The organism is Halosimplex salinum, from assembly GCF_003730195.1.
Classification (GTDB): domain Archaea; phylum Halobacteriota; class Halobacteria; order Halobacteriales; family Haloarculaceae; genus Halosimplex; species Halosimplex salinum.
The window spans coordinates 472836-486196 of record NZ_QWGG01000001.1 but is presented as its reverse complement, the minus strand read 5'-3'; the positions used below and the strand labels follow the sequence as shown (position 1 = coordinate 486196).

General features: G+C 67.4%; 13 protein-coding genes. 3 read left to right on the top strand and 10 right to left on the bottom strand.

The features are described 5' to 3' along the window. Positions 1 to 35: 35 nt before the first annotated feature. The 5 genes from D1409_RS02445 to D1409_RS02425 form a co-directional block, all read right to left on the bottom strand. Positions 36 to 905 carry an RNA-guided pseudouridylation complex pseudouridine synthase subunit Cbf5 gene (locus tag D1409_RS02445; RefSeq protein WP_123533687.1) on the bottom strand — a complete coding sequence of 290 codons (870 nt, stop codon included), beginning with the start codon at positions 903 to 905 and terminating at the stop codon, positions 36 to 38. Beyond that, positions 905 to 1483 carry a (d)CMP kinase gene (cmk, locus tag D1409_RS02440; RefSeq protein WP_123533685.1) on the bottom strand — a complete coding sequence of 193 codons (579 nt, stop codon included), beginning with the start codon at positions 1481 to 1483 and terminating at the stop codon, positions 905 to 907. Before cmk ends, D1409_RS02445 begins: the two co-directional genes overlap by 1 nt. Positions 1484 to 1738: 255 nt before the next feature. Then, entirely contained in the window at positions 1739 to 2449 is a 711-nt protein-coding gene (locus D1409_RS02435) for a potassium channel family protein (protein ID WP_123533684.1), read from the bottom strand. A gap of 50 nt (positions 2450 to 2499) precedes the next feature. Continuing rightward, entirely contained in the window at positions 2500 to 2943 is a 444-nt protein-coding gene (locus D1409_RS02430; RefSeq protein WP_123533681.1) for a universal stress protein, read from the bottom strand. Between the two features lies 1 nt (position 2944). After that, the gene (locus D1409_RS02425) at positions 2945 to 3295 is read right to left on the bottom strand and encodes a hypothetical protein (RefSeq protein WP_123533679.1); all 351 of its coding nucleotides are present in this window, start codon (positions 3293 to 3295) and stop codon (positions 2945 to 2947) included. A gap of 288 nt (positions 3296 to 3583) precedes the next feature. Between D1409_RS02425 and D1409_RS02420 the strand changes: the two genes are divergently transcribed. Further along, positions 3584 to 4327 carry an Lrp/AsnC family transcriptional regulator gene (locus tag D1409_RS02420; RefSeq protein ID WP_123533676.1) on the top strand — a complete coding sequence of 248 codons (744 nt, stop codon included), beginning with the start codon at positions 3584 to 3586 and terminating at the stop codon, positions 4325 to 4327. 295 nt (positions 4328 to 4622) lie between these two features. Here D1409_RS02420 and D1409_RS02415 read toward each other — a convergent pair whose 3' ends face one another. Further along, the gene (locus tag D1409_RS02415; RefSeq protein WP_123533674.1) at positions 4623 to 5585 is read right to left on the bottom strand and encodes a DUF106 domain-containing protein; all 963 of its coding nucleotides are present in this window, start codon (positions 5583 to 5585) and stop codon (positions 4623 to 4625) included. Between the two features lie 66 nt (positions 5586 to 5651). Then, a complete protein-coding gene (locus tag D1409_RS02410; RefSeq protein WP_123533672.1) occupies positions 5652 to 6296 on the bottom strand; it encodes an adenylate kinase in 645 nt (214 codons plus the stop codon). 89 nt (positions 6297 to 6385) lie between these two features. On the opposite strand from D1409_RS02410, the gene D1409_RS02405 reads away from it, so the two are divergent. Further along, complete coding sequence (locus tag D1409_RS02405) at positions 6386 to 7030, top strand: class I SAM-dependent methyltransferase (RefSeq protein ID WP_123533670.1); 645 nt, start codon at positions 6386 to 6388, stop codon at positions 7028 to 7030. A gap of 55 nt (positions 7031 to 7085) precedes the next feature. Here D1409_RS02405 and D1409_RS02400 read toward each other — a convergent pair whose 3' ends face one another. Continuing rightward, entirely contained in the window at positions 7086 to 8705 is a 1620-nt protein-coding gene (locus tag D1409_RS02400; RefSeq protein WP_123533668.1) for a hypothetical protein, read from the bottom strand. A gap of 92 nt (positions 8706 to 8797) precedes the next feature. On the opposite strand from D1409_RS02400, the gene D1409_RS02395 reads away from it, so the two are divergent. After that, the gene (locus D1409_RS02395; protein WP_123533666.1) at positions 8798 to 10468 is read left to right on the top strand and encodes a potassium channel family protein; all 1671 of its coding nucleotides are present in this window, start codon (positions 8798 to 8800) and stop codon (positions 10466 to 10468) included. Positions 10469 to 10493: 25 nt separating this feature from the next. Here D1409_RS02395 and D1409_RS02390 read toward each other — a convergent pair whose 3' ends face one another. Then, on the bottom strand, positions 10494 to 11996 hold the full coding sequence (locus D1409_RS02390; protein WP_123533664.1) for a TrkH family potassium uptake protein: 1503 nt from the start codon (positions 11994 to 11996) through the stop codon (positions 10494 to 10496). Then, the gene (trkA, locus tag D1409_RS02385) at positions 11993 to 13324 is read right to left on the bottom strand and encodes a Trk system potassium transporter TrkA (protein ID WP_123533662.1); all 1332 of its coding nucleotides are present in this window, start codon (positions 13322 to 13324) and stop codon (positions 11993 to 11995) included. Before trkA ends, D1409_RS02390 begins: the two co-directional genes overlap by 4 nt. Between the last annotated feature and the right edge of the window lie 37 nt (positions 13325 to 13361).

The window sequence follows — 13361 nt, the reverse complement described above, 5'->3', positions numbered from 1 at the left end:
CGCCCTCCCCCATTAACCCCTTCGCTTTCGGTCGGTCAGACCAGCACTCGTTCGAGGTCGAGGACGACTCCCTCGTCGGCGTCGAGGTCGCCCGCGACCCGCCCCAGACAGACCGCTGCATCGTCCGGCGTGTAACAGGCGACGAGGTCGCCGCGGAACACGTCGTCGACGTCGATCAACCCCGGCGCGTACACCGGCGCGCCCTCCGCGACCTGTCGCGCAGCGCTCTCGGCGATGGTCGCGCTCGGCAGGTCGACGAGCGCCCGTTCCGCGGGCTGGACGACCTCCCTGAGTGGCGCGGAATCACCGTCGTCCGCCCACGCCAGCGCGTCGGCGAGGTCGTACAGCGACACCAGATTCGCGTCGTCGAACGACCCCGTCGTCGTCCGCCGGAGGTGCCCCATGTGTGCGCCGGTCCCCAACGCCAACCCGACGTCGTGACACAGCTTCCGAATGTACGTCCCGCTCTCGCAACGGACGCGGAGCAGCGCCTGGCGCCCCTCGACCTCGAGGACGTCCAGCGAGAATATCTCCCGGGAGCGCAGTCGGCGGACGACGGCGCTCTTCTTCGGCGGCTTCTGGTAGACGTTCCCCTCGAACTCCGCGAGCACGGCTTCGAGGTCCGCGGGCGTGGGGCCGTGGAGTTCGAGCACGGCGACGTACTCCTTGACGCTGTCGTCGAACACCTGCGCCATCCGCGTGGCGTCGCCGAGCAGCATCGGCAGACAGCCCGTCACCTTCGGATCGAGCGTCCCCGCGTGAGCGGCGCGCTCGACGCCCGCCATGTCGCGCACCCAGGCGGCGACCTGATGCGCCGACGGTCCGGGCGGTTTGTCGAGGTTGACGACCCCGAACTCGAGGAGGTCGTCGACCGACCGCTCGTCGGGCGGACCTCGCAGGACCATCAGAAGTCGTAGTCCACGCCGGTGACCGGCGCTCGCCCCTCGTCCTCCTCGGGGTCGTAGGACTCGACCGCCGCCAGGACGATCTCCAGTTCCGCGGCGGGGGTCCAACGAGACGTGTTGAGCACCAGGTCATAGATAGAGCGGTCCTCGATGTCGATCCCGTAGTACTCCTCGTAGCGGTGCGCCTCGCTCTCGGCGCGGGCGGTCGTCTCCTCGCGCGCCGTCTCGACGGACTTGTCCTCGCGGTCGGCGATGCGCGCCGCCCGGACGTCCATCGGCGCGTCGAGCCAGATACGGATGTCGGCGTGCTCGCCGGCCATCCACCCCGCGAGCCGCGATTCGAGGACGAGGTCGTCGTTCTCGCTCGCTATCTCTCGCAGACGACGGTCCAGGTCGCGGTCGACCTGGTCGTCCTCCTCGGCGAGTTCGTTGAACGCGACCACCGACATGTCGCGCTCGGCGGCCATCTCCCGGAAGATGTCGCCACCGCTCACGTGGTCCACCTCGAGCGCGTTCGCCAGCGCCGCGGCGAACGTACTCTTGCCACTTCCGGCGGGGCCGGAAACGGTTATCAACATACTCCGTGTCCGTTCGGTCCGTAAATAGGCTTTCCGAACCACCTTTTTCCCGACCGGGTTTCCTCGCGCGCCTCCGGCGCGCTGCGGGGAACCCGGTCGGCAAAAAGATGGGGCAAAAAGGCCGGTCGCTCCCTGCGGTCGCGACCGGTGAACCGCCCCGTTCGCTTCGCTCACTCGGCGGACGCTGGCAACGGGTCGAGATCCACGGTACGTCGGGCGCACAGCACGTCGAAGGGTCGAGAGGGGACCGCCCGTTCAGAGGCTGAGCGCGGTCGAATCGTTCGGTTCGTTGTCCTCGTAGTGGCCGAAGACGTCGGTCACCTCCGGGGTCGCGCCCGTGCCGGAGTAGACGGTCAGCAGGTCGCCGTGTTCGATACGGGTGTTCCCGCGGGGCGTGATAGGCCCGTCTGCCGCCTCGCGCTCGATCGCGACGACGAGCGTGTCCTCGTCGAGCAACCCCGCTTCGTCGGCTTCGGTGAGGGTCAGGCCTGCGATCGGCGCGTCCTCTCCGACCGTGATCTCGAACACTTCGGCGACGTCGCCGACTCGCATGTAGTCGACGATCGACGGGCGTTCCACGGACCGAAAGAGCGACTCCGCGATGAGTCGCTGGGGGTTCTGCATCGTGGTGACACCGATCCGGCGAAACAGGCTCATGTGCTCCGGGTCGTGGACGACCGAGACGATGGCGGGGATACCGAGTTCCTGTGCGAGCAACGAGACCATCACGTTGGTCGCGTCCTGGCCGGTCGTCGTGACGATCGCGTCTGCACGCTCGGCACCGGCGTCTACGAGCGTCTCCTTGACCGTCGCGTCCGCGTCGAGCACGAGACAGTCGTACTCGCCGGCGACTTCGTCCGCTCTCGCGTCGTCGGTCTCGATGACGACGACCTCGTACCCGGACCGCGTTGCGATCTCGATGAGCGGCGACCCGATGTCCCCCGCTCCGACGACGATGACGTACATGAGTGATATCCTCTACGGGAACTGTCCGCCTGACCGACATCCGACTCCGGTCACGCGTCACCCACCGGTCGGTCGGGCAACACGAGGATCGGGACGTCGCTGGCGTCCAGTAGTTTGTGAGTGACGTCGCCGGACAGCAGTTTCTTCCAGCGGCTCCCCGTTCGTGGCGTGAACACGATGGCACTGGCGTCGACGTCGTGGGCCGCATCGACGATGGTCTCGGCGACGTCGGTCCCGTAGCGTATCTCCGTCTCGAGCGGCGCCTCGGCATCTTCGAGCCCGTCCGAGACGACGGCGAATATCTCTCGCGCGGCCAGTTCGCGCTGCTCGACGGACGCTTTGTCGAGCGCGCCACCGGCCTTCTCGATGACGTGGAGGACGACCACGGTGCCACCCGCTGCGTCGACGTACGGAGCGAGAGCGGCCGTCGTCGCCGCTGCGTTGTCGCGGCTGGCGACCGGCACCATCGCCCGCTGGAGGAACGACTCCGACACGCTACTCGCCCCCGGATTCGACGTCGACCTTCCCGAGGTAGTGCCACCGGTACTTCCCGGCCCCGTCGTCGAAGTCGGGAACCCACTTGACCCGGTACGCGAAGGGGCCGCGCGCCTCGCCCATCTCGCCCGGACGCTCGACGACGACGATCGAGTAGTCGCCGTGGTCCTCCATCCGAACGAGTTCTTCCCCCTCCCGCGATTCGATCGCGTCTGTGAGCGGCGGGAGGTCCCTGAGGAGTCGTTGCGCGTAGTGGATGACGTCCCTGAGCTGACTGTCACTGCTCGCCTCGAGCGCGGTCGCGATCTCCTCGGGAACTCCCTCCGGAGGATCCGTATCGGATACAGTCATTGGTTCGAATGGAACACCGCCGTTCCTGCGATGGCCGCGCCGGCGCTGACCCGCCGGGCCGGATACGCCGACAGCTTCGACGTGGCTGCTGCGACACGGTCCATACACTGTTCGGTTGCCGCTAGCGCATAAATATTTGGTCTGAATTTTCGCATCGAAAATATAGGCGCAATCTTTTTGCAACGGCGAAACATTGGTACGTGAAAATGACAGGTGGCCCCCTTCGTCGCGGCCGACCGCTCACCCGGAGAACGGGAGTTAATTATGAGTTCTGACCGAATCGCCAGTATGGACTACCGTGTCGACGAGATCGACAAGCGCATCCTCTATTATCTGGCGGAGGACGCCCGGAACACGGCAGCGCCGGCTATCGCCGACGAGATGGAGGTGACTGCGGCGACGATCCGGAACCGGATCGGCGAACTCGAGGCCCAGGGCATCCTCCGAGGGTACCTCGCGGACATCGACTACAAATCCATCGAGGGGCACGTCACGTACCAGTTCAGCTGTACCGCCCCCATCCCGGACCGCGACCGACTGGCCCAGGCCGCCATGGAGGTCTCCGGCGTCGTGACCGTCCGAGAGCTGATGACCGGCACGTCGAATCTCGCCATCACGGTCGTCGGGTCGGACACGACCGACATCAGCCGGATCGCGGGCGAACTGTCGGATATCGGGTTGCAGATCGAGGACGAGAGCGTCATCGAGGACGAGTATCACCAGCCGTACAACCCGTTCGGCCCGGAGGACGCGCCGGTGGGTCCCTCGCTGACGGATTTCATGAGTCTCGCCGGCGGCGCGGAGGTCGCCGAGTTCACCGTCTCGGAGGGAGCGGCGATCGCGGGACTGACCATCGAACACGCGGTCGAGGAGGGGCTGCTGGCCGACGAGATGCTGGTTGTCGGCGTCGAACGAGACGGGGACGTCCTGACGCCGAAGGGCGAGACGGACATCCAGACGGGAGACGTCGTCTCGTTGTTCTCTAAGACGCAACTGGAGAAAGAGGCGCTGGAGGTCTTCGGCACACAATGACACAGCCGAACGCTCTCCGGCACGGACCGCGACGGCGATTCACGGGTGACTGTCGTGAAGTGTGACCGATGTGGCGAGGACGCGTCCGTCGAGCGGTACGACGTAGACGGGTTCACGGGCAGACTCTGTAACGACTGCGTCGAGACCTGGGACCAGATTCAGGCGAGCTAGTCCGTCTCGCGAGACGGGGTCGCAACTCCAGTGAGCGACGGGTACGTCGTCGACAGAACGGAATCGAAACGGGTAGAAACGGCCGAGGGACGAACCGACGGAGAGCCGTCCGCGACCGGTCCGATTACGAGGACGGCGTCGTCTGGACGTTCAGCGCCTTGCGGACGATCTGGGTGAAGCTCATCGAGCAGACGAAGTACCAGATGATCCACGCCCACATCGGACCGATCCGGGTGCTCCACCGCTCGATGCCGCCGATGATCGGGAGGACCATCACGTTGTCCGTGCCGGCCGGGACCGTCATCGCCCCGGTCTGGACCATGTAGTAGATCCAGAGGAACACGGGGATGTTGACGAGCATGATCCACACCATCGGGCGGAACTGCTGTTTGAACATGCCCAGCTGGTCGCCCATCGCCTCCATCTGCTCCTGCTGGATCTCTTCCAGGGCCTCGTCGTCGCCGCGCTCCTTGGCCTCCTTGCGGCGGTCCTGGATCTCCTGCATGCGCTCCTGGTACTCGCCCATCTTGTCCATGTTCATGAGCTTGCCCTGGAGGATCGTCGAGTTGAGCCCGGTGAACACTGCGAGCACCAGGATCATGATGTAGAACGGGAGGACGTTGGCCAGCGGGCCGAGCGCCAGGTCGAGGACGCCTCCGACGGTGTTTCGGATCGGCGCCTGCGAGTAGCCGAGGAACAGTGCGATGGTCGCGACGGCGGCCATCTTGTCCCAGCGGGACCACCCCTCGTCCTCGTCCGTGTCGTCGCTGTCCGAGGCGGAACTCGACGCGGAATCGGACCCGCCCGAACTCGAATCGTCGGCGGTGTCGGCCGGCTCGGGCGCGGAGATGCCGAGCGCGTCGCGGACGCCTTCGGGGTCGTCGACGACGAACCCCTCGCCGTCGACGTCGACGAGGATGCCCTGCTCGATGAGCCGGCCCCACTCGCCGCTCGTGATGTCGTCGCTGACGTCCGACCACTGGACCGTGCCCTTCTCGTCGGCGACTGCGAGCACGTGCTCCAGCGCGTCGGCCATCGACTGGCTCTCGGCGGCCAGCGACTCCGCTTTCTCTGCGGTCCGTGCCATTGCTATCTATCTCCGGGCTTGGTGGTTATCAAGCTTTTACTCTCCGGTCGGCTGCCGTCCGGGCGCTCACGCGTTCGATTCGACGGCCGAGCGGACGTCGTCCCAGACCTCGTCGGGCGTCTGGTCGCCGTCGATCTCGACGTAGCCGTCGTGGTCCTCGTACAGTTCGAGCACCGGTTCGGTGTTGTCGTGGTACACTGACAGCCGGTTGCGCACGGACTCCTCGTTGTCGTCCTCGCGCTGGTAGAGCTCGCCGCCGCACTTGTCACAGACGCCTTCCTCCTCGGGCTGGTTGAACTCGACGTGGTAGTTGGCGCCGCAGTCCTCACAGACCCGGCGGCCCGTGAGCCGGTCGACCAGTTCCTCCTCCGGCACGTCGAGCACGAGCACGACGTCGAGGTCGGTCATCTCGCGCAGGGCCTCGGCCTGGTCGCCGTTGCGGGGGTAGCCGTCGAGGACGAACCCGTCCAGGTCCGAGAGCGCCTCCTCGACCATCGCGTCGACGACGACGTCCGGGACGAGGTCGCCCTGGTCCATGTACTCGCCCGGCGTGTCGTACTCGAGGTCCATGTCGCTGATGTCCATCTCCTTGTTCGCGCGGAGCGCGTCGCCCGTCGTGACGTGCTCGACGTCGAACTCCGTCGCGAGGCGCTCGCTCTGCGTGCCTTTGCCGGCGCCCGGCGGCCCGAGAATCAGGATCTTCGGATTCATATCGGCGGTTTCGCGGCACCGCCTCTTTTTAGTGTCGTTCTGGTCGTCGGGCGCCACGCTTACTATCCGCCCGCGAACACGTCCGGCCGATGGACGAACGCGTCCGACGGACCGTCGAAACGTACGAACGAGTCGCCGATACCTACGCGAACATCCACGGCGACAGAGAGGTGGTCGCCGACCTCGTCGAGCGGTTCGTCGCCGCCGTCGGCGACGCGAGCGGACTCGGCGCACCGGCCGCTCGGCCTCGCGTGCTTGACGTGGGCTGTGGCCCCGGCTGGGAGTCCGCGGCCTTCGACGAGCACGGGTTCGACCCGGTCTCGTTCGACCTCACCGGGCGCTTCCTCGAACAGGCGCGCGAGCGCGTCCCCGACGCGGCCGCCGTCCGCGGCGACATGCGCGCGCTCCCCTTCGCCGACGCGTCGTTCGACGGACTGTGGGCCTGCGCGTCGCTGTTGCACGTCCCCGAGTCCGAGGTCCCGGCGACGCTCGCGGACTTCGAGCGCGTCCTCACCGACGGCGGGGTCGTGTTGGTCTCCCTGAAGCGCTCTACGTCCGGGGACGACGGCCTCCGTGGGAGCCCGTACGACGACGACGAGCGCCACTTCGAGCGCTACGAACCGGAGACGGTCACGCGGCTGTTCGAAGACGCCGGGTTCGCGGTCCGAAGCGTCGATACGAGCGACGACAGCGACACCCACGACGACTGGGTCGCCGTGTGCGCGGTCGCGTGACGAGGGCGTGGGCAGGGACAGAGACGGGGAAAGGGAGAGGGACAGGGACGGTCGGTCACAGCCACCCGACGAGCGGCCCTATCAGGAGGAACACCCACAGGAGGACGCCGGCGCCGAGCGTCCGGTCGACGGTCTCGCCCGACTCCGTGTGACTCACCGACCCCGCCGCGATCAGGCCGAGCGCGACCGCGATGCCGATCCGGTGGAGCCCGACGTCCAGCGGGATGTTCGTGACGCCGAGAAAGCGGTAGTCGACCACGATGGCCGTCCCGATCCCGACCGCGCCGACGGCGAAACACCGGACCGGTTCCAGTCCGCGACCGAACGTGTACGCGGCGATCGGGAGTCCGAACGCGATGACCGGGTAGAGCCCGGCCGCGATCACCTTCGGCGACGTGGTCTCGAACTGCCCTTCGAGGAAGATCCCGCCGAACCTGACCGACAGGTAGAGCACGAACAGCGACGCGAACAACAGCGCGTACCACAGCACCCGCGAGAGAACGAGGGCCTGTCTGTGGTTCAATCGACGCCACGAGTGCAGCATCGACAGGACTCGCCGCCGCGAGAGCACGCCCCCAGCGCGCTGGTCACCGGAGCGTCGCGAACTCACACGGCGACGGGGCAGTGATTCGCGGTGGTCGAGCAGTGATTCGCGGTGGTCGAGCAGTGATTCGCGGTGGTCGAGCAGTGATTCGCGACGCCCGAACGGTGACTCGCGACGCCCGAGCAGTGACTGGCTGCGCCGGGCCAGCGACGTGCGGAGACGGCCCAGCGGTCGGCGACCGGAGACGGGTCCGAGCGCGACGAGTCCCGCGAGCGCGGCGAACCCCGCGGTCCCCACGTCGGGAAACGGCGTCCCGCCGCCCCGGAAGTCGATCACCGTCGCCCAGCCGTCGGACCGCGACCCTCGCTCGTTGTCGAGGTACATCCGCCAGACGGTGTCGACCGCCGGATTCCGCATGAACTCGCGCTCGACGTAGTTCTGGGCGTTCTCCGTGTCGTGGACCGTGTGGCGGAGCCGGAACCAGTCCCAGTGGTCGCTGTGTGCCTGGATAGCGACCCACTCGTCGGACTCGAAGGGCGATTCGTAGACGCGCAGGTGGTAGCGCGACCCGAAGTACCTGCCGTCGTGAAGCTGGTACTGTTCGTCGATCCACCGACCGCCGGTGTTCTCCGGCAATCCGCCGGTGAACGGGGCCGCGCGGAACGGCCGTCGAGTCGTCGAGTTCGGCCGCTCCTCGGTCAGCGCCAGGTTGTGGACGTAGAGGTAGCGCTTCGCGCCGCGGGCGGCGGCCCACTCGACGACCGTCTGGTTGGCCGCGTCGACCTCGCTCTGCTCGCCCTCGTCTGGGTCGACGTCCTGCCACTGCGCTTCGGTCTCGTTCCACCTCGCGCCGCTGCGCTCGCTGAGGTGGAACCGGACGCTGTCCGCGTCCGCGTAGACGACCACGTTGATCGCCAGCGTCTGCCCGGAGGGGGAGCGTCGACGGCTCGTGTACGGCCAGAAGACGTTCTCGCCGGGCTTCGGTTCGACGAGTTTCTGCGGGACCGTCCCCGTCGCGCTGGCCTCGGTCGACACCGTCGACAGCGCGAGCGTGCCCGCTCCCGCGAGGACGAGCACCACGACGAGCGCCGCCAGCGTCGCCGCCGGCGGGAGAGGCCACGACTGCTCCACGGCGCCGATAAGGGTCCGACGAGTTTACGCGTTCTGCCGACCACGCGCTTTTTACCTCCCGGGCCGAATCCGGGACGTACTCCACCGTATCGATGCGAGAACTCCGGAACATCAGGGGGCTCCACCCGCGTGACCTCACTGGCCGCCAGCGGTTGCTCGTCGTCTTCGCCCTCGGCGTCGTCGCGCTCGTCCTCGCGTTCACTTACGTCTACTATCTGGGCATCCACCGGCTCGAAGGCCGAGACTACTCGATCTACCGGGCGTTCCAGACCGTCGTCGAGACGTTCACGACGACCGGGTACGGCGCCGACTCGCCCTGGGACACGCCGGCGATGAACCTGCTGGTGGTGACGATACAGGTCAGCGGCATCGCCGTCGGCCTCGTCACGCTCCGTGTGCTCGTCATCCCGCTGTACGAACGCACCCCGGTCAACCTCGACAACCGCCTCACCGGGAAGGACGACCACGTCGTCGTCGCCGAGTACACGCTGGACTCGGAGGTCCTGCTGGACGAACTCGAGGCGCTCGGCGTCGACTACGTGCTCGTCGGCAGCGACGTCGAGGAAGCGAAGCGCCTCTCCGACGACGAATACCAGGCCATCGACGGCGACCCGGAGAGCCGTGCGGACCTCGACCGCGCGACCATCGACCGCGCGTCGCTCCTCATCACCGACGCCGGCGACCGCACGGCGAGCGTCGTCCTCACGGCGCTCGAAGTCAACGAGGACTTGCGGGTGATCAGCTTCATGGAATCGACGCGTCGAACGGAGGCGCTCGCCGAGATCGGCGTCGACCGAAGCGTCGCGCCGCACACGCTCATCGGCCGCCGCCTCGCCGAGAAGGCGACCACACCTATCGTCGTCGACGAGGCGGACGGTCCCGATGGCGGGGACGCGGTCGCGATACGCGAGGTCCTCGTCCGGCGCGATAGCCCACTCCACGGCGTCCGGGTCGGCGATTCGCCGCTCGCTGTCCACCCCGACCTGACGCTGGTCGCCGGCTGGTTCGACGGCGAGCTCGTCGTCTCGCCGCCGCCGGACGAACGGCTGACGCCCGACGCAGTGCTGGTCGTCGCGGGACCGGAGCGCGCGATCGACGAGATGAGCGGCGAGTTGTCGAGCGTTCGACCGTCCCGAAGAACGACCCCCTCGAACGTGGTCGTCGCCGGGTACGGTGAGGGCGGCCGCGCCGCCGTCGACGCGCTCCCCGACGAGGCCACCGTGACGACCGTTGACGAGAGCGAGGCGACCGACCCCGACGTCGTCGGCGACGTCACCGACCCCCGGACGCTCCGGGCGGCCGGAGTCGCGGACGCGGACGCGCTGGTCGTCACCGTCGACGACGACGCGACGGCGCTCATGACGGTCGCGCTGGCGCGGTCGCTGGCGGCGGGCCTCGAGATACTCGCCCGCGTGACCGACGCCGAGAAGGCCGGCCCGGCGTTCCGCGCCGGCGCCGACTACGTGCTCTCCGTCCAGCGAGTCGCCGCCCGACTCGTCGCCGCCGAGGCCCACGGCGAGCGCGTGATGGATCCGACGAACCAGATCCGCCTCGTTCGCGCCGGCGGGGCGCCGTTCGCCGGGCAGGCACTTGCCGACGCCCGCCGTGATACCGAGCGAGGCTGGACTGTCGTCGGCGTCTCCCGCCGCGGGACGGTGCTCACCGACGAGGACACTATCGTCGAGGCCGACGACGACGTGTTCGTCGCCGGGAGCGACGTAGCGATCCAGGAGTTCGAGGCGACCGTCGACGAGTTGGAGTGAATACGGTGTCAGCGCGTAGGCCCGATTACGACCGCCAGAACGCCGGTGTCAGGAGCACGAGCACTGGGATGATCTCGATGCGTCCGACCCACATCATGACGATGAACGCGACCTTCGTCGTCCGGGGGAAATCCGCGTAGCTTCCGTACGGGCCCGCGATTCCGAACGCAGGTCCGATGTTCAGGAACGTCGCCGCCGCCGCGCCCAGCGCCTCGAACTCGCCGATTTCGAGGCCGACTCTGGCCGCGTCGGTGACGACGAACACCGTCAGGAGGACGAAGATGACGACGCTCAGCAGGACGTACGCGTACACGTCGCGGACGACCTCCTCGTCGACGACCTGCCCTGATAGGCGTACTGGGCGGATGGCGTGGGGGTGGATCTCGCGGAAGAGGTCCCTGCGGAAGGACTTGACGACGACCAGCCAGCGGAGCGTCTTGATCGAACACGTGGTGCTCCCGGCCATCCCTCCCGAGAACATCGCCAGGAACAGCATGTGTTTGGCCGCCGGCGACCACAGGTCGAAGTCCACGGTCGCGTATCCCGTGGTCGTCAGGATCGAGACGACCTGGAACAGCGAGTGACGAACGGTCTGTTCCGCGCTGGCGAACTCGTCGGAGGCCACGAGGAAGACTGCCGTCAGTCCCGTCAGTCCGAGCACGACGGCGAGATAGAACCGGAACTCGTCGCTGTTTTTCAGTCGCGACGGGTTCCCCCGTGTGAGGTGATAGAGCAGGACGAAGTTCGTCGCGCCGAAGAACATGAACGGGATCGTCACCCACTGTATCGCCGGCGAGAAGGCGCCGAGACTCCCGGGTCGCGGGGAGAACCCGGCCGTCGAGACCGCGGTGAAGGCGTGCGCGACTGCGCTGTAGAGCGAGACCTCTGGAGCGAGCCCGACGGCGCCCAGCCCGAGCCACGAGAGTATCATCAGTCCCGTCAGTCCGGCGTAGATCCAGCCGAGCAGCCGGGCGGTCTCCTCGATAGAGGGTGCGAGCTTGTTGACGTCCTGCGTCTGCGATTCGGTCTCCATGAGCTGTGCCCCACCGACCGAGAGCTGCGAGAGGACGGCGACGGCGATGACGAGGATGCCCAGCCCACCCATCCACTGGAGCGTCGACCGCCAGAGGTGAATCGATCGCCCGTGCGCGTCGAACGACTCGACGACCGTCGCGCCTGTCGTCGTGACGCCGCTGGTCGACTCGAACAGCGCGTTGATCGGTGCCCCCAGCGTCCCCTCGCCGGCGACCAGAAACGGGAGCGCGCCGACGACGGCGATCGCGAGCCACGTCAGTGCGACCATCAGGTACCCCTCACGCAGGCCCAGATCACCCCGCTCTAGTCGTTCGAGGCCGACCCCTGCCCCCAGCGTCAGGACCGCGGGACCCAGAAACGGGAGGAGCGGCTCGTTGTAGGCGAGGGCGACGAGTGCAGTCGCCACCAGCGGCGCGGTGAGTGCCTTCAGAACTGTGCCGATGAGGCTCACGCTCGTCCGCCAGTCGACGCGGAGCCGGCGGCGTGTACTCACAGTAGGTCAGTTACCTCGTCGAGCACCGCCGTGTCGACGAAGACGACAACGTGGTCGCCTTCCCTGACGACCGTGTCACCGCGCGGGGTGATGTGTTCGTCTCCGCGAGTGATGGCACCGATGACGACGCCCTCCGGGATGTCCGACGTAGCCTCGCGAATCGACCGGCCGGCGAGAACGCTCTCGGCGTCGACTTCGAGTTCGAGGACTTCGGCCTTGTCCCCCTCGATGATCGCGACGTTCTCGGCGCGGCGCGCCCGTGTGAACCGCGTTATCTCCTCGGCGGTCGCCTTCCGCGGGCTAACGGCCACGTCCACGCCGACCGCCTCGAACAGCTCCGCGAAGTCGCCCGTGTTGACGACCGTAATGGCCCTGTCCGTCCCCTTCCGCTTGGCCAGGAGCGTCGCAAGCAGGTTCTGCTGGTCGTTCTCCAGCGCCGCGACGAGCAGGTCGGCCATGCCGACGTTCTCCTGGTCGAGGAGTTCCTGGTCGGTCGCATCGCTGTTGAGAACCGTCGTTTTCGGCAGATTCTCCGCGAGCCAGCGTGCACGGTCCTCGTCCTGCTCGATCAGTCGTGGCGTGAACCCGCTCTGTTCCAGCAGGCGCGCGGTCTGGTAGCCGATCTCCCCACCACCGACGATGACGACGTCCTTGGGCCCCTTCTCCTCCGGTGCGATCGCCGACCCGAACGCCCGGATGCTATCGGGACTCCCGATAGCGATCACCTCGTCGCCGCCCTCGATCCGGGTCTCTCCGGTCGGTATCACCACCTCGCCATCTCGGATGATCGCGGCGAAGGTCAACGAGTCGAAGCGGTCGGCCTCGGCGACTGTCTGGTTCGCGATCGGGCTCTCGGCGGGGATCTCGAACTCCGTCATCTGGACGAGGCCGTCCGCGAACGTGTCCACGTCCTGTGCGGTCGGGAGACCCGCGAGACTGACGATCGCTTCGGCGGTCAGCAGGTCCGAACACACCATGAAGTCGACGCCGAAGGCGGACCGGGCGCGCTCCCACGCGGTGAGATACTTCGGGTTCTTCACGCGGGCGATCGTGAACGCGTCGCTGACGACCTTGGCGGCGCCACAGGTGACGATGTTCGTCTCGTCGTCGTCGGTGCTCGCGATCAGCATGTCGGCCTCCGCGACCCCTGCTTCCTCTAACACGCCGATGTCACTCCCGTCACCCTCGATCGGGAGCACGTCGTGCGAGTAGGTGAGCGATTCGACCCGGTCGGCGTCGATGTCGATGACGACCACGTCGTGGGAGTCGGCGAGGCTCTCGGCGATCGTGGAGCCGACCTCACCGGCCCCGACGATGACTACGCGCATCGAATACCCTCCGCGTACATGTCCCGGGCTTTTCGCG

What these genes read in the sequence shown, in the direction of transcription:
- D1409_RS02435 (WP_123533684.1), bottom strand. Translation starts at nt 2,449, where the DNA reads ATGTACGTCATCGTCGTCGGAGCGGGGGACATCGGGTCGCCGCTCATC.
- D1409_RS02425 (WP_123533679.1), bottom strand. Translation starts at nt 3,295, where the DNA reads ATGACTGTATCCGATACGGATCCTCCGGAGGGAGTTCCCGAGGAGATC.
- D1409_RS02445 (WP_123533687.1), bottom strand. Translation starts at nt 905, where the DNA reads ATGGTCCTGCGAGGTCCGCCCGACGAGCGGTCGGTCGACGACCTCCTC.
- trkA (WP_123533662.1), bottom strand. Translation starts at nt 13,324, where the DNA reads ATGCGCGTAGTCATCGTCGGGGCCGGTGAGGTCGGCTCCACGATCGCC.
- D1409_RS02395 (WP_123533666.1), top strand. Translation starts at nt 8,798, where the DNA reads ATGCGAGAACTCCGGAACATCAGGGGGCTCCACCCGCGTGACCTCACT.
- D1409_RS02420 (WP_123533676.1), top strand. Translation starts at nt 3,584, where the DNA reads ATGGACTACCGTGTCGACGAGATCGACAAGCGCATCCTCTATTATCTG.
- D1409_RS02415 (WP_123533674.1), bottom strand. Translation starts at nt 5,585, where the DNA reads ATGGCACGGACCGCAGAGAAAGCGGAGTCGCTGGCCGCCGAGAGCCAG.
- cmk (WP_123533685.1), bottom strand. Translation starts at nt 1,483, where the DNA reads ATGTTGATAACCGTTTCCGGCCCCGCCGGAAGTGGCAAGAGTACGTTC.
- D1409_RS02410 (WP_123533672.1), bottom strand. Translation starts at nt 6,296, where the DNA reads ATGAATCCGAAGATCCTGATTCTCGGGCCGCCGGGCGCCGGCAAAGGC.
- D1409_RS02405 (WP_123533670.1), top strand. Translation starts at nt 6,386, where the DNA reads ATGGACGAACGCGTCCGACGGACCGTCGAAACGTACGAACGAGTCGCC.